Here is a 21,419-nt window from a genome sequence, read left to right as displayed (position 1 = left end):
AGAGCGTCATCCGCGCTCTCCGCAAGAGGAAACTCGTGAAAATCACACTGATCACCGTCGGCAAGGTCAAAGAGAAGTATCTGCGCGACGCCATCGCGGAATATTCGAAACGACTGGGCCGGTATTGCAAGCTCGACATCGTCGAAGTGGCCGACGAGAAGACACCGGAGCACGCCAGCGACGGACTCGAACGGCAGATCAAGGCCAAAGAGGGCGAACGCATCGCCAAACATATTCGTGACGACGCGTTCGTCATCGCCCTCGCCATCGAAGGCAAGCAGCTCACCAGCGAACAGCTCGCCGCGAAAATCAACGACCTCGGACTTCACGGCACCAGCCATATCCAGCTCATCATCGGCGGCTCATTGGGACTCGACCCCGCGATCCTCAAACGAGCCGACTACCTGCTGAGCTTTTCCAAAATGACGTTCCCGCACCAGCTGATGCGGGTGATTCTGCTGGAGCAGATCTATCGCGCATACAAAATCAACGCCGGAGAACCTTACCACAAGTGATTTTCGAGGCGTTTCGCAAGAAACGCTAAGTAGGGGCGAGCCGGTATAGTGGCGCGTATGAGTGACTACAGGGACGAACGCGAGCAGCGAGAACGCCGTCGCCGCACCATGGTGCGCACGGTGTGCATCGTCATCGCCGCGGCGATGCTGCTGAGTCTGGTCATTCCTGCGATCTACGCGGGGCTTTGACGCCTTCGGGCCCGTATGATCCGAAACGGGCCCCGGTTTCCCGTATGCGTGCGGACAGGTTCGCGGTCCGTCCATGTGGGAAATGGATGTGGGCACGTGGAAAAACCTTATGGATTGTGCGGGAGCCGTGGACGGCTCCATGTCAGAATAGTCAGGAACGTAATAGAAATGTATGGTGTAAACGATGGCAGAATTTGATTACTCCGAGGCGATCAGCGAAGCGCGCGCCAAATACGAGTCCATTTCCAAGGCCCTCGACGTCGATCGACTGACCGCCGAGGCCAAGGACCTTGAAGTGAAAGCGGCCGAACCCGGATTGTGGGACGATCCGGAAAACGCACAGAAAGTGACCAGCAAGCTGTCCGCGGTGCAGTCGCAGCTCAAGCGTCTGGCATCCGCCGACCAGCGCATCGAGGACGTGGAGACCCTGGTCGAGCTTGGCCAGGAGGAAGAGGACGCCGACACGTTGGCCGAGGCGAAGGCCGAAGTCGAAAGCATCCAAAAGGATCTCGACGATATGGAGATCCAGACGCTGCTTGACGGCGAATACGACGAACGTTCCGCCGTGGTGACGATCCGTTCCGGCGCCGGCGGCGTGGATGCGGCCGATTTCGCGCAGATGCTGCTGCGCATGTACCTGCGTTGGGCGGAACGCAACGGATACAAGGCCAAGGTCATGGACACCTCCTACGCGGAAGAAGCCGGCATCAAGTCGGCCACGTTCCAGGTGGACGCCCCGTACGCATACGGGCGACTGAGCGTGGAGGGTGGCACCCACCGTCTGGTGCGTATCTCCCCGTTCGACAACCAGGGCCGCCGTCAGACCAGCTTCGCCGCCGTGGAAGTGGTGCCGCTGGTCGAAGCGACCGATCACATCGACGTGCCGGATTCCGAAATCCGCGTCGACACCTACTGCTCGTCCGGTCCTGGCGGACAGGGCGTGAACACCACGTATTCCGCGGTGCGCATCACCCACATTCCGACCGGCATCGTGGTGACCATGCAGGACGAACGCTCTCAGATTCAGAACCGTGCCGCCGCCATGGCCGTGCTGCAGTCCCGACTGCTGGTGCTGCGCCACGAGGAGGAAGCCAAGAAGAAGAAGGAGCTCGCCGGAGACATCAAGGCCAGCTGGGGCGACCAGATGCGCTCGTATGTGCTGCATCCGTACCAGATGGTCAAGGACCTGCGCACGGGGTATGAGACCTCGCAGACCCAGGCTGTCTTCGACGGCGACATCGACGAGTTCATCGAAGCCGGCATCCGCTGGCGTCACGAACAGCGTCGCGCGGCAGCCGAGGAACAAGAAGCCTAAGCGATAGGCGGAGGGAAAACACGATGGCGCTGATCTCGCTTGAACATGTGAGCAAAGTCTATCCAAAGGGCACGCGTCCCGCATTGGATGACATCAATCTTGACATCGATCGAGGTGATTTCGTCTTTCTTGTGGGCGCGTCCGGTTCCGGCAAGACCACCTTGCTGAGCCTGCTGCTTCGCGAGGAGGAAGCCACGGATGGCGAGATCCGCGTCGCCGGCAACGATCTGCGACGCCTGTCCGCACGGCAGGTGCCGCATTATCGCCGGCAGATCGGCTTTATCTTCCAGGATTACAAGCTGCTCAACAACAAGACGGTATGGGAGAACGTCGCCTTCGCACTTGAAGTGATCGGCACAAGCCGTTCCACCATCAAATCGCTGGTGCCCAAAGTACTGCAGACGGTGGGGCTCACGGGCAAGGAAAACAACTACCCCCATGAGCTGTCCGGCGGCGAAGCGCAACGCGTCGCCATCGCAAGGGCGTATGTGAACCATCCTCAGATCCTGCTCGCCGACGAGCCTACGGGCAACCTCGACCCGACCACATCGCTGGGCATCATGGAAGTGTTAGACGCCATCAACCGTACCGGCACCACCATCGTCATGGCCACACACAACGAAGAGATCGTCAACTCCATGCGCAAACGCGTGGTCGAATTGCACACCGGCAAGATCGTGCGCGACGAGCAGCAGGGATCCTACGATTCCGCGCTGTATTTCCCGGACGCCGAAGTCGAGTCGAAATCGCACCAGGCATTGGGCACTTCCGACCCGAACGCGAAATACCGTCGACAGAACGCCATCGATTCAACGAACGCTCCTGACGACACCGTCGACGTGGAAGGCGCGACGCGCGCCGAAACCGTGGTGAACGCCGTGGATGTGGTCGCCGCTGCCGTCCATGACGGACAGGGGAACGACGGCATCGCCCGTCTTGCCAAATCCGTGCATTCCGGACGCACCGGCCGTTACGGCGAGGCCTTCGCGTCAGTGGAGACCACCTTGACCTGGGGCAAGGGACTGAGCCTCGAACAGATGGCCGACCAGGAACAGGCCGAGCAAACCGAACGGAACGAACAGGCCAAGACCTCCGCTGAAAATGATGCCTCCGAGACTGGTGCCGACGAAGCATCGGCGCTGTCCGCTCCGCCTGCACCGCCCGTTCCACCGACCCAAACCGAGCCTCCGACACCGCCCGAGCCTCCGGTACCGTCCGAACCGCCCGTCCCGCCGGCACCGTCCGATGAAAACCCTGAGGACACCAAGGAGCACGACTGATGCGTTTTCGTTTCATCCTTTCCGAAACATGGAACAGCCTCAAGCGCAATGTTTCAATGATCATCTCCGTCATGCTGGTCACATTCATCTCCTTCCTGTTCATCGGCGTATCCGGCCTGATGCAGGCACAGATCACCGCCGCGAAGGGCGAATGGTACGACAAGGTCGAAGTGGTCGTATGGCTGTGCCCGGACGGTGCCAGCCAGGCGGCGTCCTGCTCGTCGGGCAAGGCGCCTTCCAACCAGGAGATTGTCGATCTGGAGAACGTGATCAACGAGGAAGCCGGCAACATCGTCTCCAAAATCACATATGTGAGCCGTGAGGACTTCTACAAGAACACCTTCCTCAAGCAGTATCCGAACGGCGAATACCAAGGACGCGTGCTCACCGCCGCCGACATGCAGGGGTCGCTGCGTCTGAAACTGAAGGACCCGACCAAATACCAAGTGGTATCCGAAGTGTTGAGCGGCCGCACCGGTGTCGAGGAAGTGCAGGATCAACGCAAGATCTTCGACCCGGTCTTCTCGGTGCTGAACCGTGCGACGGCGGTCACCGTGGCGCTCGCCGGCGTGATGATCCTGGTGGCCATCATGCTGACCGGCACGACGATTCGCATGAGTGCCGCCTCGCGTAAGAACGAGACCGAGATCATGCGACTGGTGGGAGCCTCGAACTGGACCATCCGCCTGCCGTTCGTGTTGGAAGGCGTGTTCGCGTCGCTGATTGGTTCGCTGCTCGCCTGCGGAACGTTGAGCGCCATGGTGAAGCTGTTCATCACGGATTGGCTGTCGAAGAGCGTGCAGTGGATGCCTCTGATCAACCAGAAGACGGTATGGCTGCTTGCACCGGCCCTTGTGGTGGGAGCCGTCGTGCTGTCGATCGTCGCGTCCAGCATCTCGCTGAGGAAGTACCTGAAGGCATAAACCGGCGGGGTGCTGAACGAGATGTTCAGCATATTTGAAGTTTGCTGGATACAATGTCGAAATAGGTGGATTTCGGGAAGGGAATACATGTCTAGGAAAATGACGAGACAGGTGCGGCCCATCGTTGGACTGATGCTTGCTTCGGCTATGTTCTGCGCCGGCGGCGTCGCGGTCGTCGCCGCGCCGGCTCCGCAGGCGCATGCCGTGAGCATGTCGGAATACCAGGCGAAGGTGTCGAACCACGCCAAGCTGAAGTCGCAGCTTGCCGGCGTGAGCAGCGATCTCGCCGACACGATTCTGCAGTTGGCCGATTTGAACGACAACCAGATTCCTGCGGCGGTCGAGGCCGCGGAATCTGCCCAGCAGGCGGCAGAACAGGCGCAGAGCCTGGCGGAAGCGACCACGCAGCGGTTGCAAGCGGCCCAGCAGGACAAGGCGAACCTTGAGGAGCAGATCAAGCAGACCGGCTCCGACTATGATGACGCCAAGGCCGCCGTCGCGCAGCTCGCCCGCGAGAGCTTCCACGGCTCCAGCACGTCGGATGTGCTGGATTTCGTCACCGATTCGACGACCGCCGACGATTTCGTCAACAAGATGCAGTCGCAGGCCGCGGTCACGCGAAGCGAATCCAACGCGGCAACCGACGCGGCGAACGAGCTGAACACGTCGATGAACCGCAAGGACCGTCTGGGCGCCATCGAACAGAAGATCACCCAGCTCAAGGAGCAGGCCGACCAGCAGGCGGCAAGCGCCCAGCAGGCGGCAAGCGAGGCCAGCATCAAGCAGACCGCCCTGCAGAAGCTGCGTGACGAGGGCACGGCGAAACGTGAGAAGCTCGAATCGCAGAAGAGCCAGCTGACAACGCAGAGCGCCAAGGAAGCGGCGGACATCGTCGCCATGAAATCGCAGATCGATTCATGGAACAACCAGTACAACAATTCCAACAACGCCGCTGTCAACCCCAATAACAACCAGCAGCAGTCGCGTCCGAACAACAACACGAACTACAATCCCGCTCCCGCGCCTGCACCTGCGCCGGCTCCGACGCCCAATAACAACAATTCCGGCGGCGCCAGCGGCATGAACTATGCGGTGCCCGGCAATTGCCCGGCCGGTTCCGGATACTGCTACGGACACAACACCGGCAACACGGTCGGCGGTGCCGCGTATCCGTCCCGCCAGTGCACGCTGTGGGCATACCTGAGGCGTTCCCAGCTGAGCCTTCCGGTCGGCTCCTACATGGGCAACGGCGCCGATTGGGCCAATACCGCTCGTGGACTCGGATACCTGGTGAACAACACCCCGCATGTCGGCGCGGCGATGGTGTTCGCGCGCGGCCAAAGCGTAGGCGGACATTGGACCGCCGACTGGCAGTACGGCCACGTGGCCGTCGTGGAACGCGTGAACGCCGACGGTTCGGTTCTGATCTCCGAAGGCGGCACTGGCTTCGCGACGTTCCCGGCTTGGGAAACGATCTCCAACGCCGGAGCCTACCAGTACGTCCACTACTGACGGTTCCGTTCCAGACATGAAACCACGGCAAGCGCGCCGTCCGCATCGTCGGGCGACGCGCTTTCGTGATATGGTCGACGGAGTCGCGTTGCATACACTGATCGAAAGAACCGGGAAGGAGGTCCGACATGGCCAAAGAACAGGGAACCAAACCGATCGCGCAGAACAAGAAGGCGCGTCACGACTACGCCATCGAAGACAAGTATGAGGCCGGTCTCGTGTTGACCGGCACCGAAGTGAAGTCGCTTCGTGAAGGACGGGCGTCGCTGGCCGAATCGTTCATCACCATCGACCGTCGTGGGGAGATGTGGCTTGAGGGAGCCAACATTCCCGAATATCTCAACGGCACGTGGAACAACCACGCACCCAAACGCAAGCGCAAGCTGCTGCTGCATGCGGCGCAGATCGACAAGCTGGCCCGCCAAACCCAGGCCAAGGGATTCACCATCATTCCGCTGAGCCTGTATTTCAAAGACGGCCGCGTCAAGGTCGAGATCGCGCTCGCCCGAGGCAAGAAGGAATTCGACAAGCGCCAGTCGCTTCGCGAGGAGCAGGACAAGCGTGAGGCGCTGCGAGCCATGCGATACGCCAACAAGCAGGTGCGATAAATCGGAAAAATTCCGGTTTCACATAGTGAAAGAACGCCGATTCAGGAAAATTTTTGTAACACACCCTCTTTACGCTAGGATACGGTTCGGCTGAACAGGCCGATATGAATCCATAGGAGAGGGAACATGCAAGCAGGAAAAGCCCTGAAAACCGCCGCCGCGTTCATGTTGAGCGTGGCCATGCTCGCCACCGGCGCGGCATGCGGCACCAGCGACGACAGCGACGCCTCGGCGTCGAAATCCAGTTCGAAGTCCAGCGAACTGACCGGTTACGATGTTTCCGGCGTGAAGAAGGACGACGCGATCGCCAAAATGCTGCCGGATTATGTGACCAAGGACGGCAAGCTCACCATCGGCATGGATACGTCGTACGCGCCGGCCGAATTCCTGGCCGCGGACGGCAAGACGCCGGTTGGCTTCGACGTGGACATCGCCAAGGCGCTGGCCGGAGTGTTCGGTCTTGAGGCCGATCCGGAAACCGCGAACTTCGATTCGATTATTCCGGCCGTCGGCGCCAAGTACGACATCGGCATCTCGTCGTTCACCGTCACCAAGGAACGCCTCGAGGCGGTCGACTTCGTCAGCCACTTCAACGCCGGCTCCGCATGGGCCGTGAAGAAGGGTAACCCGAACAAGGTCGACACGTCCGATCTGTGCGGCAAGAAGGTGGCCGTGCAGACCGCCACCATGCAGGAGACCGCCGCCAACAAGATGGCCAAGCAATGCAAGGCCGACGGCAAGGCGGAGATGGACGTTATCTCCAGCAAGTTGCAGACCGATGTGACCACCAACGTCGTCACCGGCAAGGCCGACGTGTTCTACGCCGATTCGCCGGTCGCCGGCTACGCGATCGCGCAGACCGACGGCGAACTCGAAACGCTTGGCAAGACCGAAGGCATCGCCCCGGAAGGCATCGTCGTCAAGAAGGGCGACCAGCAGATGGACGAGGCCCTGCAGAAGGCCCTGCAGAAGCTCATCGACGACGGCACCTACATGAAGATCCTCAAGTACTGGGGTGTTCAGGACGGTGCCATCAGCAAGCCGGAGATCAACACCCCCGGCATCAACGAGTGAATGTTTCGGAACTTTTGCGTCCGTTAATACGCTCGTAGCAATCCGCTCTTAGGTTATGCCATAGCCACGTTTGGCTGGTTGATTTGGCTGGGTTGAAGAGAGGACTTGCCATGATGAGGAACCTGAAAGGTTGGGCGGCGCTCGCGTTGAGCGCGGCGATGGTCGTCTCGATGGGAGCCTGCGGAACCTCCGACAAAACGGATTCCCAAGCTTCCGTCGATTCGAATTCGTCGTCGACCACCGGTTACGACGTGTCCGGCGTGAAGAAGGACGAGAAGATCGCCAAGATGCTGCCGTCCTCCGTCACCAAGGACGGCAAGCTGACCGTCGGCATGGATACGTCGTACGCGCCGGCCGAGTTCCTGGCCGCGGACGGCAAGACGCCGGTCGGCTTCGACGTGGACATCGTCAAGGCGTTGGCGAAAACGTTCGGCCTCGAGGCGGATCCGCAGACGTCGAATTTCGATTCGATCATTCCATCAATCGGTTCGAAGTACGATATCGGCGTCTCGTCGTTCACCATTACCCCGGAACGCATGAAGGCCGTCGACTTCGTCAGCATGTTCAAGGCCGGTTCCACGTGGGTGGTCAAGAAGGGCAACCCAAGCAAGATCGACACGTCCGACCTGTGCGGATTGAAGATCGCGGTGCAGACCGGCACCACACAGGAGGAGGAAGTCAACAAGGGCGCCGAACAGTGCAAGGCGGACAACAAGCTTGACGTCCAGATCCTGTCCAACAAGCTGCAGACCGATGTGACCACCAACGTCGTCACCGGCAAGGCCGACGTGTTCTACGCCGATTCGCCGGTCGCGGGTTATGCGATCTCCCAGACCGACGACCAGCTTGAGGCCCTCGGTGAGGACGTCGGCGTGACCAAGGAGGCCGTGGCCATCAAGAAGGGTGATTCCGACACGGCCAAGGCGGTGCAGGCGGCCATGCAGAAGCTGATGGATGACGGCACGTACATGAAGATCCTCAAGCATTGGGGCGTCGAATCCGGCGCCGTCGACAAGGCCGAGATCAACCCGACCGATTTGGGCTGATCGGCGCACTGACGCTGCGGGCGTAGGGGCATCGGATGTATATAGATCGATGCCCCTACGCTTTTTGCCGATTAACGTCAGCGTAGCATTGCGGTTTTATCGTGTGCCTTTGGAATACTGGACGTCTGATTGGCAAATGGACGATTACCGTTCAGTGGATGGGAAGAGAATAGAAGGAGAACCCACTATGTCGTTGAAATTCAAATCGTTTGCCGCTCTCGCGCTGAGCGCGGCCATGATGTTCTCCGTCGCCGCATGCGGCACCACGGATTCCGGTGACGCCAAAAGCGACTCGAAGGCGAAGAACACCACCGTTGGTTACGATGTGAGCACCATCAAGAAGGATGACGAGCTGGCCAAGCTGGCCGCCTCTGCGAAGACCGTCAAGGACGGCGAGCTGTCCGTCGGCATGGAACTGTCCTATGCTCCGGCCGAATTCTACGCCGAAGACGGCAAGACCCCGGTCGGCTACGATGTGGACATGTCCAAGGCCATCGCCCAGACGCTGGGCCTGAAGCCGAAGATCGTCTCCTCCATGTTCGACACCATCGTCCCGTCCATCGGCTCCAAGTACGATCTGGGCATCACCGCCATGACCATCACCGAAGAGCGTCTGCAGTCCGTCGACTTCGTGAGCTACTACCGCGCCGGCTCCACGTGGGCCGTGCAGAAGGGCAACCCGAAGAAGCTCGACACCTCCGACATGTGCGGCGCGAAGATCGCAGTGCAGACCGGCACCGTCCAGGAGGACGAGGCCAACAAGATCGCCAAGGGCTGCAAGGCCGACAAGAAGGCCGAAGTGATGTCTTACAAGCGTCAGGCCGAAGCCGCCACCGCAGTGGCCACCGGTAAGGCCGACGTGTTCTACGCCGATTCGCCGGTCGCGGGTTATGCGATCTCCCAGACCGACGACCAGCTTGAGGCCCTCGGTGAGGACGTCGGCGTGACCAAGGAGGCCGTGGCCATCAAGAAGGGTGATTCCGACACGGCCAAGGCGGTGCAGGCGGCCATGCAGAAGCTGATGGATGACGGCACGTACATGAAGATCCTCAAGCATTGGGGCGTCGAGTCCGGCGCTCTCGACAAGGCTGAGATCAATCCGACCGACCTCAACTGATCTCATCAGATAGATAGAAAAAGGAAACAGCATCATGGCGAAGAAACAAGTCGACGGCGACGGCCTCGATATTCCCAATCGCATTAAAGCCTTGCCTGTCAAGCGTACGGGTCCGATCGTGGCGGCCATCATCGTCGCGCTCTTCGCCGCGATGCTGGTGCAGGCTTTGGTCACCAATCCGCGTTTCGAATGGAATGTGGTCTGGAAATACCTGTTCAACGAGAACGTACTGGAAGGCATCAAGTACACGCTGCTGCTGACCGTCATCTCGATGGTCATCGCCATCATTCTGGCGGTCGTTCTGGCGGTCATGCGCAAATCCATCAACCCGGTGCTGCGCGGCGTGAGCTGGTTCTACATCTGGTTCTTCCGCGGAACCCCTGTGTACACGCAGCTGGTCTTCTGGGGTCTGTTCGCGGTGCTGGTGCCGCGCATCGGCGTGGGCATCCCGTTCACCTCAATCGAATTCTGGAGCATTGACTCCCAGTCTGTCATCACCGCATTCAACGCCGCATGGCTGGGCCTGGCCCTGAATGAGGCCGCCTACCTGGCTGAAATCGTGCGCGCCGGACTTGAGGCGGTCGACCCGGGGCAGACGGAGGCCGCAAAGGCCCTCGGCATGAAGCGCACGCTCATCATGCGTCGCATCGTGCTGCCGCAGGCCATGCGCATCATCATCCCGCCGACCGGCAACGAGTTCATCGGCATGCTGAAGACCACGTCGCTTGTCAACGCCGTGCCGTTCACGCTGGAACTGCAGTTCGCCACCACGGCGATCGCGACCCGTCTGTACAAGCCGATCCCGCTGCTGATCGTGGCCTGCATCTGGTATCTGGTCATCACGTCCATCCTGATGGTCATCCAGTCCCGACTCGAAAAGCACTTCGGCAAGGGCTTCGACGCCCGTCCGGCCGGCGCCCGCGGCAAGCGCACGCCGTTGCCAGGCAAGACCTTCGGCGAGCCCAAGGATGACATCGACAAGCAGAACGAAGCCACGTTCGCGGGAATGACCGCGTGAGGGGAACGACCATGAGCGAAATCACAACCAACGAAATCGTTCCTGCAGTCAAGGCGACGCAGGTTCATAAGGCCTTCGGCAATCTGCATGTGCTCAAAGGCATCGACATGACCGTCATGCCGGGCACCGTCACCGTGATCCTCGGTCCGTCCGGCTCCGGCAAATCCACGTTCCTGCGTCTGATCAACCAGCTGGAGACGCTGACTGGCGGCGAAATCGACGTTGACGGCGAGATGATCGGCTACAAATACGTCGACAAGGGCGGCGAACGCGTGCTGCAGACCCTGAACGACAAGGAAGTGGCCGAACAGCGTTCCAAACTGGGCATGGTGTTCCAGCGCTTCAACCTGTTCCCGCATATGACGGCTCTTGAAAACGTCATGGAGGCTCCGGTCCACGTCAAGCACATGGACAAGAAGGAAGCTCGCAAGCTCGCCATCGAGGAGCTGAACCGCGTCGGCATGGGGGAGCGCCTCGATTATTATCCGGCGCAGCTTTCCGGCGGTCAGCAGCAGCGCGTGGCCATCGCACGCGCGCTTGCCATGAAGCCGGAGATCATGCTGTTTGACGAGCCGACATCCGCGCTTGATCCGGAACTGGTCGGCGAAGTGCTCAACGTCATGCTCGACCTCGCCAAGGAAGGCATGACCATGGTGGTCGTCACCCATGAGATCGGTTTCGCGCGCGAGGTCGCCGACCAGATCGTCTTCATGGACGGTGGTGTGGTCGTCGAACAAGGCGGTCCGGAAATCATCGACCATCCGAGCGAGCCGCGCTTCAAGGACTTCCTGCAGCACGTCCTGTAGCAAGTAAGGCTGTCGTACTGCCGTAAATTCCCAATCCACTGACGTCAAGCGTCCGCAGACGTCCGGTGGGTTGGGTTTTCTTTTTGCTGCCGACGATGGGCGCGTTGCGTGCGCCACTGGTTCGCACGATTTCCCTGGGGGAGTGGGATTTCGCATATATGGCAAAGATTTGTAAGGACGCGCGGCTTGGTTTCATGATTGACATCCTTACCCGATAGGCTAAGGAGCTATGTGTGGAATCGTAGGATATGCAGGAAATGTTCGGACCGCGTGCGGCAAGCCTTTGGAGGTGTGTCTCCAAGGACTTCAGCGATTGGAATACCGCGGATATGATTCGGCCGGCGTGGCGCTGACGGCGCCTGGCATGGAGCGTGTGGCCGTCCGTAAGAAGGCCGGACGTCTGGCCAACCTGGTGCAGGACATCGAACGTGATCCGATGCCGGACGCCACCGTGGGCATCGGCCATACGCGTTGGGCTACGAACGGCGTGCCGAACGACACTAACGCGCATCCGCACACGTCGCGTGACGGCAAGGTCGCCATCATCCACAACGGCATCATCGAAAACGCGTCCCAGCTGCGTCTCGACCTGCAGACGGAGGGCTATCGTTTCGTCTCCGAAACCGATACCGAGGTCGCGGCGAAGCTGCTGGGCAAAATCAGCGACAAGATCATCGAGGAAACCGGTAAGCCTGACCTGTTCAAGGCCATCCGCCGTCTGGCCCGCATGCTGGAAGGCGCGTTCACCATCCTCGCCACGGACGTGCGACAGCCGGACATCGCGGTTGGCGCCCGTCACGATTCGCCGCTGGTGGTCGGTCTTGGCGAAGGCGAGAACTTCCTCGGCTCCGACGTGGCCGCGTTCGTGGCCTACACCAAGCGCGCCATGGAAATCGACCAGGACCAGGCCGTGATGGTGTCCGCAGACAAGGTCGTCGTCTCCGACTTCATGGGCAACATCGTGGAACATCCGAAGACCTACACCGTGGATTGGGATGCCTCGGCTGCCGAAAAAGGCGGCTGGGACTCCTTCATGGACAAGGAGATCCACGAGGATCCGGCCGCCGTGCAGCGCACCCTGCTGGGACGTCTCGACGAGAACGGCAACATCAACCTCGATGAGGTGCGCATCGACGAGCATGATTTCAAAGCCATCGACAAGATCATCGTCATCGCCTGCGGCACGGCCGCGTACGCGGGCATGGTGGCCAAATACGCCATCGAGCATTGGGTGCGCATCCCCGTGGAGGTGGAGCTCGCGCACGAATTCCGCTACCGTGACCCGATCCTCACCCCCCGAACGTTGGTGGTGGCCATCTCCCAGTCCGGCGAGACCATGGACACGCTGATGGCGTTGCGTCACGCCCGTGAGCAGGGCTCCAAGGTATTGGCCATCTGCAACACGCAGGGCGCATCCATCCCACGCGAATCCGACGCGGTGCTCTACACCCACGCCGGTCCGGAAGTGGCGGTCGCCTCCACCAAGGCGTTCGTGGCGCAGATCACCGCCGCATACGTGCTCGGCCTGTATCTGGCCCAAGTCAAGGGTGCCATGTATCGAGACGAAATCGCCCAGACTTTGGACTCTCTGAAGGACATGCCCCGCAAGATCCAGTGGGTCCTCGACACCCAGACCAAGACCGTGCAGGAGGCCGCCAAGCAGATGGTGGACGCGAAGTCCTTCCTGTTCCTCGGACGTCATGTGGGGTATCCGGTCGCCATGGAAGGCGCGCTGAAGCTCAAGGAGATCGCCTACACCTTCACCGAGGGCTTCGCCGCGGGAGAGCTCAAGCATGGTCCGATCGCGCTGGTCGACGAGGGCGAGCCGGTCGTGTTCATCGTGCCGCCCGCGCGCGGACGCAACGTGCTGCACGCCAAAGTCATCTCCGGTATCGAGGAGGTCAAGGCCCGCGGCGCCTACATCATCGCCGTGGCCGAGGAGAACGATCCGGATGTGGAGCGTTACGCCGACGTGGTGTTCTGGCGTCCCGCATGCCCGACGCTGATGAGCCCGCTGGTGGACGTGGTGCCGCTGCAGCTGTTCGCCATGGACATGGCCAAGCTTAAGAACTACGACGTGGACAAGCCGCGCAACCTCGCCAAGTCAGTCACCGTTGAGTAACGAACGCAGGCACCGTTACGTGCTCGAGGAACCTCATATTCCCTTCGAATATGAGGTTCTGTACGAGGACGAGAACATCATCGTCATCGACAAGCCGCATTTCCTCGCCACCACGCCACGCGGCATGTGGTATCGCGAAACCGCGCTGGTCCGGTTGTGCGAGCGGTACGACGAGCCGAACATCACGCCGGCGCACCGTTTGGACCGACTGACCGCAGGCGTCGTCGTGTTCGTACGTAATCCGTCTGCGCGAGGCGCGTACCAGATGCTGTTCCAAAATCGCAAAACCGTCAAAACCTACGAATGCCTGGCACCGCTCGCCCCGACGCAGCGGCCGCGATATGGAACGGCGGTGCGCATCGACCGGCACCTGCCGTTTCCGCTGGTACGCAGGTCGCATATCAACAAGGATCGCGGACGATTGCAGGCGTACGAAAGCGCCGACGTGCCCAACGCGGAAACGCTGATCGAACGGGGAAGCGGCATCCGCTTCGTTGCCGGCAGACCGTACGTGAATTACACGCTGCATCCAAAAACCGGCAAGACGCATCAGCTCCGCGTCCATATGAATTCGCTCGGTCTGCCGATTCTTGGCGACGATTTCTACCCGGACATCGTGCAGCGCGCGTACGACGACTTCTCGCAACCCTTGGAATTGGTGGCGCGCGAACTGCGATTCGATGACCCGCTCAACGGCGAGCCACGTCGATTCGTATCGCACGTGCCGTTGGGCGCGGGCTTATAGAAACCCACGATTTTGGACATTCCCCTATCTCGTCCGACACGCCCGATTATCATGGCGTTCTGTTGACTTGCCGGAGCGTTTCCGGCATCACGAGAGTAAGAGAGAACCATGGGTAAAATCTCGAAAGCCGTCCGCGGCGTCGCCGACATCTACAACGGCGCATCGCTGATCGTCCGTATCATCGTCGGCCTGATCATCGGCACCGTGCTGGCATTGGCCATGCCCCACGTGACCTGGATCGGCGAATTCGGCACCCTGTTCGTGGCCGCGTTGAAGGCCGTGGCACCGATTCTGGTGTTCGTACTGGTGGCCAGCGCCCTTGCGCAGGGCACGTCGAAACTCGACCGCCGTTTCGGCACCGTGCTGTTCCTGTACCTGTTCACCACGTTCCTGGCAGCGGTCGTGGCCGTGCTGACATCCCGTCTATTCCCGCAGACCCTGTCCTTGGGCAAGGCCGCCAAAGCCGACGTGGTGCCGCAAGGCCTTTCCGAAGTCATCCAGACGCTGCTGACCAACATCGTGGCCAATCCGATCCAGGCCATCATCGATGGCAACTACATCTGCATCCTGATGTGGGCCTGCCTGTTCGGACTTGCCATGAAGTCCATCGCCAACGAAAGCTCCAAAGCGTTCATGGCCAACGTGGCCGACGCCGTGTCCCAGGTGATCCGCTGGGTCATCAACCTCGCCCCGTTCGGCATCATGGGCCTCGTGTTCACCAACGTGGCCGACAACGGCCTGTCCGCGTTCACCAAGTACGGCAGCCTGCTGCTCCTGCTCGTCGGCACCATGCTGCTCATGGTGCTCGTGTTCGGCCCGTTCGTCATCTTCATCTTCCTGCGCCGCAACCCGTACCCGCTGGTCTACCGCTGCTTCAAGGAATCCGGCCTGACCGCGTTCTTCACCCGCTCCTCCGCTGCGAACATCCCCGTCAACATGCAGCTGTGCGAGAAGCTCGGGCTTGACAAGGACATGTACTCCGTGTCCATTCCGCTGGGCGCCACCATCAACATGAACGGCGCGGCCATCACCATCACCATCATGGCCATGGCTGCCGCCAACACGCTCGGCATCCAGATCTCCCTGCCGGCGGCCATCCTGCTGTCCGTGGTCTCCGCGCTCGGCGCATGCGGCGCGTCCGGCGTGGCAGGCGGCTCGCTGCTGCTCATCCCGATGGCCTGCTCGCTGTTCGGCATCAGCAACGACATCGCCATGCAGGTGGTGGGCGTCGGCTTCATCATCGGCGTCATCCAGGATTCCGTGGAAACCTGCCTGAACTCCGCGTCCGATGTGGAGTTCGCGGCCACCGCCGAATACCATGCCTGGCTCAAGCAGGGCCGTCAGCTGCCGGCCTTCATGTATTCCAAGAAGGAACGCGCCAAGCTCGGCATCGAAGCTTGATTGCGTACCGGCTTAGCCGCCGATGCGATATCGCAGGGAACCGCTTTGGAAGTTCGCTTCCGGAGCGGTTCTTCCGCATTCGGCGTATTTGGGTGGATATGGGGAGTCTTTCCAGGCTTGTGCGTGGCTTCCGCATGACCCGTATAATCTTATGGTGGTAATCGCAGGCGAAATACAAAACGGAGGTCCGTGGGCGTGGTGCTGAAATCGGCGAAACTGGTGAAGCAGCTCATCGCCATCTGCTGCGCGGGCGTCATGGCGGCCAGCGCCGCCGCATGCGGGGCCAATACGGACACACGCACACAGATCACCGTATGGTCGTGGGAGCCGAGCATGAAACAGGTCATCGCCGGCTTCGAAAAAGACAATCCCGACATCCACGTGGTTTGGAAGAACACCAGCGGTTACGACAAACTCAACAACGCCATCCAAGACGGTTACGGCATTCCCGACGTGGTGCAGCTGGAATATTACGCATTGCGCCAGTACGCGGTCAGCAGCCAGCTCGTGCCCATCACCGGCAGAACCGAAGGCTATGCCGATTTCTACACGCCCGGCACCTGGGCGTCGGTGCAGCTCAACGGACGGGTGTACGGGCTTCCCATGGACTCCGGCCCGATGGCCTTCTTCTATAACAACAGCGTGTTCGAACAGGTTGGCGTGGACGCGTCCAAGATCCGCACATGGGACGACTACTACGAGGCCGCCAAAAAACTCAAGAAAATCGGCGTGTACATCACCGCCGATTCCGGCGACGCCAGCTTCTACGACACGATGATCTGGCTCGCCGGCGGACGCCCGTTCTCCACGTCCAACGATGGCAAGAACGTGACCATCAGACTCACCGAAGATAAAGGCACCCGCGAATTCACCGAATTCTGGCAGAAGATGATCGATGAGGGTTTGGTGGCAACAAACCTCACGTCATGGTCGGATCGATGGAAATCGGCCGTGGGACAAGGCAAAGTCGCCTCGCTGTTCTCCGGCGCATGGCTGCCTTCGCTGCTCATGTCCGACATTCCCGGCGCGGCCGGCCTGTGGCGCGTGGCCCAGATGCCGACGCCCGACGGCAAGGCCACCACATCGGAAAACGGCGGTTCGGCCCTTGCCGTGCTGCAACGTTCCCGCAAACCCGAAGCCTCATACCGTTTCATCGAATACGCCTGCCACAATGCCAAAGGCATCACAACCCGCGTGGATGGCGGCGCGTTCCCAGCCGACAAAAACACCCTATCCGATTCGAAATTCCTCAGCAAGACCACGGTGACCGACGACCGTGGCATCGAAGTGCCCTATTTCGGCGGGCAGGAATACAACCGCGTGCTGTCCCAGGCCGCGGAGAACGTGTCGACCGGATACCAGTATCTGCCGTTCGAAGTGTATGCGCGCAGCGACTTCCGGTCCACGGTGGGCAAGGCCTACAAATGGTCGAGCCTGCTGCGCAAAGAGCAGAACAGGCTCAACATCATCGCCGCAGGCGGTCAGGTCTCCGACACCTCCAACATCGGCGATGCGTTGAAGAACACCGAATCGTCCGACCGCATCAAACTTAAGGGCGGCATAGCCCTATGGCAGAAGGACCTGAAAGAATACGGAGCCAACCAGGGCTTCACCATCCAATAGCGTCTGTGTAATTGGTTTAATCGATTGCGGCCTGCGGATAGCGCATTATCCGCAGGCCGTCGGTTTTCAGATTGCCGGGCTATGATCGCCGGTTCGCGTCGCTGGCTCTTGAATCAGCGGACGTTTCGGTCGTAGATGTGCCGCATGCCCTTGAAAATCAGGTCCGGATCGTAAATGTCGATCATGTTCGTGTCGTCGGCGAACACGCGGCTCAATCCGCCCGTCGCCACCACACGGAAATCCTCGTCGATCTCCTTATGGAACTGCGCGATCGTGCGTTCGATGCCGCCGAGGAAGTTGTAGTACAGGCCCGCCTGCATGGCCGGTTTCGTGGACTTCGCCAGAATCGACTTTGGACGGGTGATCTCCACTTCCGGCAGCTGCGCCGTCCCTTCCCACAGTGCGGCCGCGGCGGTGCGGATACCGGTGGTGATCAGTCCGGAAATCACCGACGCGTCCGCGGTGACGTAGTTGAACGTGGTGGCCGTGCCGAAATCAGCCACCAGAATCGGCCCGCCATACTCGTAATACGCGCCCGCGCAGTCGGCGATGCAGTCCGCGCCCATGTTCTGCGGATTGTCCATGCGGATGTTGAGTCCCGTTTTGATGCCCGGTCCCACGATCATCGGATCGATGTCGAGGAACTTCACGATGCTCGCACGGAACGAATGCATGACCTTCGGCACCACGGACGAAATGATCACATCATCGACATCCGCCGGCTTGTAGCCGCTCAAAGCCAGGAACTGCGTGATCATCAGCCCGTATTCGTCGGACGTGTGGTTCGCCTTCGTGGTGATGCGGTACGTGCCCGCGATGCGCCCATCGTCGATGAAACCGATCACGACGTTCGTGTTGCCGATATCCACAGCCATCAGAAGCATGTTGCGTTCTCCTTCGCGTTTTGCGGAAGTTCCGTTGAAATATTGCGATTATTGCGATTGATACGGTTATTGCGATTCGAAAATGCTGCGGTTAGCGCCGTTCGCCGTCCGCACGCATGGCTGCGAGCTTGACAAGAATACGTTTCGCAAGTGCGTCCTTGCCCATCTTGCTCCATCGTTCGATGCTTGGCCTGTCTGCGGTTTCGCCCGGCGTCAGCACCGTCACCACGTTCGTGTCCGCTGCGAAACCGGCGCCGGGGGTGCGCAGATTGTTGGCCACCAGCATGTCGCAATGCTTGCCGTTAAGCTTCTTCGCCGCGTTGGCCTCAAGGTCGCGCGTCTCCATGGCGAATCCGCACAATGTCTGGTCCGGCCGCTTATGCTCGCCGGCCCAAGCCAGAATATCCGGATTCGACGTGAGCTCGAGCTCGATGCCGCTGCGCCCGTTCTTCTTGATCTTGTCCCGGGCCTGCTCGACCGTACGGAAATCGCCGACGGCCGCGGCCATGACGGTGATGTCCGTGTCCGAGAAACGGCTCGTCACCACATCGAACATATCCCGTGCGGTCGTGACATCGACCACATCCACGCCATACGGGGCGTCCAACGCCACCGGACCGGACACAAGCGTCACCTGCGCGCCCAGATCGCGTGCCTGTTCGGCCAAGGCATACCCCATCTTGCCGGTGGAATGGTTGGTGAGGAACCGCACCGGATCAAGCGGCTCCTGCGTCGGGCCGGCGGTGACGAGCACGGCAAGTCCCTTAAGCGGCAGCTCACTTTCCGGACGATTCGCAAGCAGCAGCGCTTCCACCGCCGTTTCGATGCGTGCCGGCTCCTCCATACGTCCCTTGCCGGCGTCGCCGCAGGCCAGCATGCCGCTTTCCGGCTCCACAATCGTCCAACCGAGCTCACGGCAGGTATTGAGATTGCGTTGCGTCACGGCGTTTTCATACATATGCACGTTCATGGCGGGGCACAGGATCTTCGGTCCCTTGTCGTACGCGAGTATGGTGCTGGTCAGCTGGTCATCGGCGATGCCGCAGGCGATTTTCGCGATGATATCGGCGCTCGCCGGAGCGACTGCCAGCAGATTCGCCCACTTCGCGTCGGCCACGTGGCTGATCTGCAGCGGACCGTCCGGTCCGGGTGCCACGTCGGCCGTAGCGCCGGGACGATGTCCGGCGGCGAACATGGACGTGCGTGTCGGCGTGTGGGTGAGGGAATTGAACGTCAGGGGAGTGACGAACTCCTGTGCGGCGGCGGTCATCACCACACGCACCTCATGCCCCTGCTTGCTCCAATCGGAGGCGAGATGGCAGGCCTTGAACGCGGCGATGCTGCCGGTGACCCCCAAAAGAATATGCGCCATGGATCAACCGTCCTTCTCGTTGTGACCTGCCGCGACTGCGTCAAGTATATAACCGGGCCGAAGCCTCCGCGCGCTTTGCAGGCGAATCCGAACGGGCCGCGGGTATGGCGGACAGTAGAATCAGGCCGTGGTGATCGACCTCACGCAGGCGGTCAACCGCAATCACAACACATAATCGAAAATACGAAGAGGAGAAATCCCATGTCGTCACCTACCGGTGCGCACGGCGAAGCCGACGCAACCAAACAGGAGAACGAACAGCAGCCGCAGTCCACGGCAAGCACCGACGCCACTCTGAACGCGCGTGCGAAATCGTCGAACGGCGCGAAATCGCAAGGCCCGAAGAAGTGGCTTATCGCGTTGATCGCCATCATCGCCGCCGTCGCGGTGATCGTCGCCATTGCAGTGACGCGCGGCAAAAACGATGACGCGAACACTTCCGGCGTAACTAAAGCCGACACCGTCACCATCGGGCTCAAACTCGCCCCGGTCAGCCTCGACATCCGCCACCAGTCCGGATCGGCCATCGAACAGGTGCTGATCGGCAACGTCTACGAAGCGCTGCTGTCGCGCGACTCCGACAACAAAGTGCAGCCGGGCCTCGCGAAATCCTGGGACATTTCCAAGGACGGCAAGACCTACACCTTCCATCTCAACCAGAACATGACCTTCTCCAACGGCGACAAGCTCGACGCTGACGACGTGGCCTGGTCCATCAACCAGCTCAAGGAGAAGCAGTACTACAACGCCAACCAGGTGGAAAGCCTGAGCAAAGCCGAAGCGGTGGACGCCAACACGGTCAAGCTCACCCTTTCCACCCCCGACTCCAACCTGCTGTGGTATCTGACCGGACGTCCTGGCCTCGTGTTCGACAAAAACGCCAAATACAACGCGAAAACCGAAGCGGTCGGCTCCGGCCCGTATACCGTCGAATCCTTCGACTCGGCCAGCAAAATGGTGCTCAAAGCCAATCCGAAATATTGGGGAACCGCACACAAGCCCGCCACCCAGAACGTGGTGATCCGCTTCCTCACCGACGACAACGCAGCGGTCAACGCGCTGAAAAGCGGTGACGTCGACGTGCTTTCCCCGGTGAACGCCACGCTCGCCAAATCATTGGATGCCAGCACATACACGGTGTCCGCGGCCGACGGCAGCGACAAGTTCGTCCTCGCCTTCAACTGCACGAACGCCAAACTCAAGGACAAGCGCGTCCGTCAGGCCATCCGCTACGCCATCAACCACAAGGAGATTATCGCCTCCCGAGGCAACGTCGACTACGCGCTCGGCGGTCCGATCCCGTCCGTCGACCCCGGTTACGAGGACCTGACCGGCCTGTACCCGTACAACGTGGACAAGGCCAAGGAACTTATGAAGGAAGCCGGTTATACCACCGACAAGCCGTTGCGGCTCACCCTCACCTACGCCAACACGTACGGCACCGAACTGGGCGACCAGCTTAAAAGCCAGCTCGCCAAAATCGGCATCGATTTGAAGATCGACTATGTGGAATTCTCCACATGGCTGCAGAACGTGCACGCCAACGGCGACTACGAGCTGTCATTGGTGGACCACGCCGAAAGCCACGACTTTTACAAGTGGACCACGCCGGACTACTACTACCATTACGACGGCAAGCAGGCGCAGGAACTGTACGCCAAGGCTTTGGAAGCCACCGACGAGGCCGACAGCGCGAAATACCTGAAGCAGGCGGCGAAGGCCGTAAGCGAGGACGCGCCGGCGGACTGGCTGTTCGGCTACCGCGTGACGGTGGCCGTCGACAAGCACGTGCAGGGCTTCCCCAGCAAGCTCAGCCAGACGGTGCTGCCGTTGTGGCAGATCTCCAAGAATAAGTAAGGGAACGGTATT

19 protein-coding genes are annotated in these 21,419 nt (G+C 60.5%); 17 read left to right on the top strand and 2 right to left on the bottom strand.

All coding sequences use genetic code 11. From position 1 onward, the window contains the following. Window positions 1-35 precede the first annotated feature (35 nt). The 16 genes from rlmH (at window position 36) to Q5H33_RS03785 (ending at window position 17,294) form a co-directional block, all read left to right on the top strand. Complete coding sequence (rlmH, locus tag Q5H33_RS03860) at window positions 36-515, top strand: 23S rRNA (pseudouridine(1915)-N(3))-methyltransferase RlmH (protein ID WP_035010471.1); 480 nt, start codon at window positions 36-38, stop codon at window positions 513-515. A 57-nt stretch (window positions 516-572) separates the two neighbouring features. Next, window positions 573-704 (top strand): hypothetical protein, encoded by a 132-nt coding sequence (locus tag Q5H33_RS03855; protein WP_003808418.1) that lies wholly within the window; start codon window positions 573-575, stop codon window positions 702-704. Window positions 705-888: 184 nt separating this feature from the next. Beyond that, entirely contained in the window at window positions 889-2,019 is a 1,131-nt protein-coding gene (gene prfB, locus Q5H33_RS03850) for a peptide chain release factor 2 (protein ID WP_003808420.1), read from the top strand. Between the two features lie 23 nt (window positions 2,020-2,042). After that, window positions 2,043-3,299: a cell division ATP-binding protein FtsE gene (ftsE, locus tag Q5H33_RS03845; RefSeq protein ID WP_302423142.1), complete on the top strand. Its 1,257-nt coding sequence runs from the start codon at window positions 2,043-2,045 to the stop codon at window positions 3,297-3,299. After that, window positions 3,299-4,222: a permease-like cell division protein FtsX gene (gene ftsX / locus Q5H33_RS03840; protein WP_003808425.1), complete on the top strand. Its 924-nt coding sequence runs from the start codon at window positions 3,299-3,301 to the stop codon at window positions 4,220-4,222. Before ftsE ends, ftsX begins: the two co-directional genes overlap by 1 nt. A gap of 87 nt (window positions 4,223-4,309) precedes the next feature. Beyond that, window positions 4,310-5,734 (top strand): CHAP domain-containing protein, encoded by a 1,425-nt coding sequence (locus Q5H33_RS03835; RefSeq protein WP_302423141.1) that lies wholly within the window; start codon window positions 4,310-4,312, stop codon window positions 5,732-5,734. A 128-nt stretch (window positions 5,735-5,862) separates the two neighbouring features. Beyond that, window positions 5,863-6,342 (top strand): SsrA-binding protein SmpB, encoded by a 480-nt coding sequence (gene smpB / locus Q5H33_RS03830; RefSeq protein WP_003808431.1) that lies wholly within the window; start codon window positions 5,863-5,865, stop codon window positions 6,340-6,342. A 126-nt stretch (window positions 6,343-6,468) separates the two neighbouring features. Then, window positions 6,469-7,416, top strand: coding sequence for an ABC transporter substrate-binding protein (locus tag Q5H33_RS03825; RefSeq protein WP_302423140.1), 948 nt, complete (start codon window positions 6,469-6,471; stop codon window positions 7,414-7,416). A gap of 110 nt (window positions 7,417-7,526) precedes the next feature. Further along, on the top strand, window positions 7,527-8,462 hold the full coding sequence (locus Q5H33_RS03820; RefSeq protein WP_302423138.1) for an ABC transporter substrate-binding protein: 936 nt from the start codon (window positions 7,527-7,529) through the stop codon (window positions 8,460-8,462). A 187-nt stretch (window positions 8,463-8,649) separates the two neighbouring features. After that, the gene (locus Q5H33_RS03815) at window positions 8,650-9,579 is read left to right on the top strand and encodes an ABC transporter substrate-binding protein (RefSeq protein ID WP_302423136.1); all 930 of its coding nucleotides are present in this window, start codon (window positions 8,650-8,652) and stop codon (window positions 9,577-9,579) included. Window positions 9,580-9,613: 34 nt separating this feature from the next. Then, window positions 9,614-10,597, top strand: coding sequence for an amino acid ABC transporter permease (locus tag Q5H33_RS03810; protein WP_055680218.1), 984 nt, complete (start codon window positions 9,614-9,616; stop codon window positions 10,595-10,597). An 11-nt stretch (window positions 10,598-10,608) separates the two neighbouring features. Beyond that, window positions 10,609-11,403 (top strand): amino acid ABC transporter ATP-binding protein, encoded by a 795-nt coding sequence (locus Q5H33_RS03805; RefSeq protein ID WP_026646299.1) that lies wholly within the window; start codon window positions 10,609-10,611, stop codon window positions 11,401-11,403. A gap of 229 nt (window positions 11,404-11,632) precedes the next feature. Then, on the top strand, window positions 11,633-13,525 hold the full coding sequence (glmS, locus tag Q5H33_RS03800) for a glutamine--fructose-6-phosphate transaminase (isomerizing) (protein ID WP_302423133.1): 1,893 nt from the start codon (window positions 11,633-11,635) through the stop codon (window positions 13,523-13,525). 19 nt (window positions 13,526-13,544) lie between these two features. Beyond that, window positions 13,545-14,270, top strand: coding sequence for a pseudouridine synthase (locus tag Q5H33_RS03795; protein ID WP_270555402.1), 726 nt, complete (start codon window positions 13,545-13,547; stop codon window positions 14,268-14,270). Window positions 14,271-14,378: 108 nt separating this feature from the next. Further along, a complete protein-coding gene (sstT, locus tag Q5H33_RS03790; protein ID WP_302423130.1) occupies window positions 14,379-15,671 on the top strand; it encodes a serine/threonine transporter SstT in 1,293 nt (430 codons plus the stop codon). Window positions 15,672-15,926: 255 nt separating this feature from the next. Beyond that, window positions 15,927-17,294: a sugar ABC transporter substrate-binding protein gene (locus tag Q5H33_RS03785; RefSeq protein WP_223108741.1), complete on the top strand. Its 1,368-nt coding sequence runs from the start codon at window positions 15,927-15,929 to the stop codon at window positions 17,292-17,294. Between the two features lie 113 nt (window positions 17,295-17,407). On the opposite strand, the gene Q5H33_RS03780 is transcribed toward Q5H33_RS03785, so the two are convergent. Together Q5H33_RS03780 and coaBC are read right to left on the bottom strand one after the other, a co-directional pair. Next, a complete protein-coding gene (locus tag Q5H33_RS03780; protein ID WP_003808472.1) occupies window positions 17,408-18,178 on the bottom strand; it encodes a type III pantothenate kinase in 771 nt (256 codons plus the stop codon). Between the two features lie 91 nt (window positions 18,179-18,269). Continuing rightward, entirely contained in the window at window positions 18,270-19,550 is a 1,281-nt protein-coding gene (gene coaBC, locus Q5H33_RS03775) for a bifunctional phosphopantothenoylcysteine decarboxylase/phosphopantothenate--cysteine ligase CoaBC (RefSeq protein WP_117762436.1), read from the bottom strand. Between the two features lie 201 nt (window positions 19,551-19,751). Here coaBC and Q5H33_RS03770 point away from each other — a divergent pair, with 201 nt between their 5' ends. Further along, on the top strand, window positions 19,752-21,407 hold the full coding sequence (locus Q5H33_RS03770; RefSeq protein WP_217717079.1) for an ABC transporter substrate-binding protein: 1,656 nt from the start codon (window positions 19,752-19,754) through the stop codon (window positions 21,405-21,407). Window positions 21,408-21,419: the final 12 nt, after the last annotated feature.

The organism is uncultured Bifidobacterium sp., assembly GCF_959020145.1.
Taxonomy (GTDB): Bacteria; Actinomycetota; Actinomycetes; order Actinomycetales; family Bifidobacteriaceae; genus Bifidobacterium.
This window is presented reverse-complemented; position numbering and strand designations above follow the sequence as displayed.

What these genes read in the sequence shown, in the direction of transcription:
- glmS (WP_302423133.1), top strand. Translation starts at nt 11,633, where the DNA reads ATGTGTGGAATCGTAGGATATGCAGGAAATGTTCGGACCGCGTGCGGC.
- prfB (WP_003808420.1), top strand. Translation starts at nt 889, where the DNA reads ATGGCAGAATTTGATTACTCCGAGGCGATCAGCGAAGCGCGCGCCAAA.
- Q5H33_RS03780 (WP_003808472.1), bottom strand. Translation starts at nt 18,178, where the DNA reads ATGCTTCTGATGGCTGTGGATATCGGCAACACGAACGTCGTGATCGGT.
- Q5H33_RS03835 (WP_302423141.1), top strand. Translation starts at nt 4,310, where the DNA reads ATGTCTAGGAAAATGACGAGACAGGTGCGGCCCATCGTTGGACTGATG.
- Q5H33_RS03770 (WP_217717079.1), top strand. Translation starts at nt 19,752, where the DNA reads ATGTCGTCACCTACCGGTGCGCACGGCGAAGCCGACGCAACCAAACAG.
- ftsX (WP_003808425.1), top strand. Translation starts at nt 3,299, where the DNA reads ATGCGTTTTCGTTTCATCCTTTCCGAAACATGGAACAGCCTCAAGCGC.
- ftsE (WP_302423142.1), top strand. Translation starts at nt 2,043, where the DNA reads ATGGCGCTGATCTCGCTTGAACATGTGAGCAAAGTCTATCCAAAGGGC.
- Q5H33_RS03825 (WP_302423140.1), top strand. Translation starts at nt 6,469, where the DNA reads ATGCAAGCAGGAAAAGCCCTGAAAACCGCCGCCGCGTTCATGTTGAGC.
- Q5H33_RS03855 (WP_003808418.1), top strand. Translation starts at nt 573, where the DNA reads ATGAGTGACTACAGGGACGAACGCGAGCAGCGAGAACGCCGTCGCCGC.
- Q5H33_RS03820 (WP_302423138.1), top strand. Translation starts at nt 7,527, where the DNA reads ATGATGAGGAACCTGAAAGGTTGGGCGGCGCTCGCGTTGAGCGCGGCG.
- Q5H33_RS03785 (WP_223108741.1), top strand. Translation starts at nt 15,927, where the DNA reads ATGGCGGCCAGCGCCGCCGCATGCGGGGCCAATACGGACACACGCACA.
- Q5H33_RS03815 (WP_302423136.1), top strand. Translation starts at nt 8,650, where the DNA reads ATGTCGTTGAAATTCAAATCGTTTGCCGCTCTCGCGCTGAGCGCGGCC.
- sstT (WP_302423130.1), top strand. Translation starts at nt 14,379, where the DNA reads ATGGGTAAAATCTCGAAAGCCGTCCGCGGCGTCGCCGACATCTACAAC.
- smpB (WP_003808431.1), top strand. Translation starts at nt 5,863, where the DNA reads ATGGCCAAAGAACAGGGAACCAAACCGATCGCGCAGAACAAGAAGGCG.
- coaBC (WP_117762436.1), bottom strand. Translation starts at nt 19,550, where the DNA reads ATGGCGCATATTCTTTTGGGGGTCACCGGCAGCATCGCCGCGTTCAAG.
- Q5H33_RS03805 (WP_026646299.1), top strand. Translation starts at nt 10,609, where the DNA reads ATGAGCGAAATCACAACCAACGAAATCGTTCCTGCAGTCAAGGCGACG.
- Q5H33_RS03810 (WP_055680218.1), top strand. Translation starts at nt 9,614, where the DNA reads ATGGCGAAGAAACAAGTCGACGGCGACGGCCTCGATATTCCCAATCGC.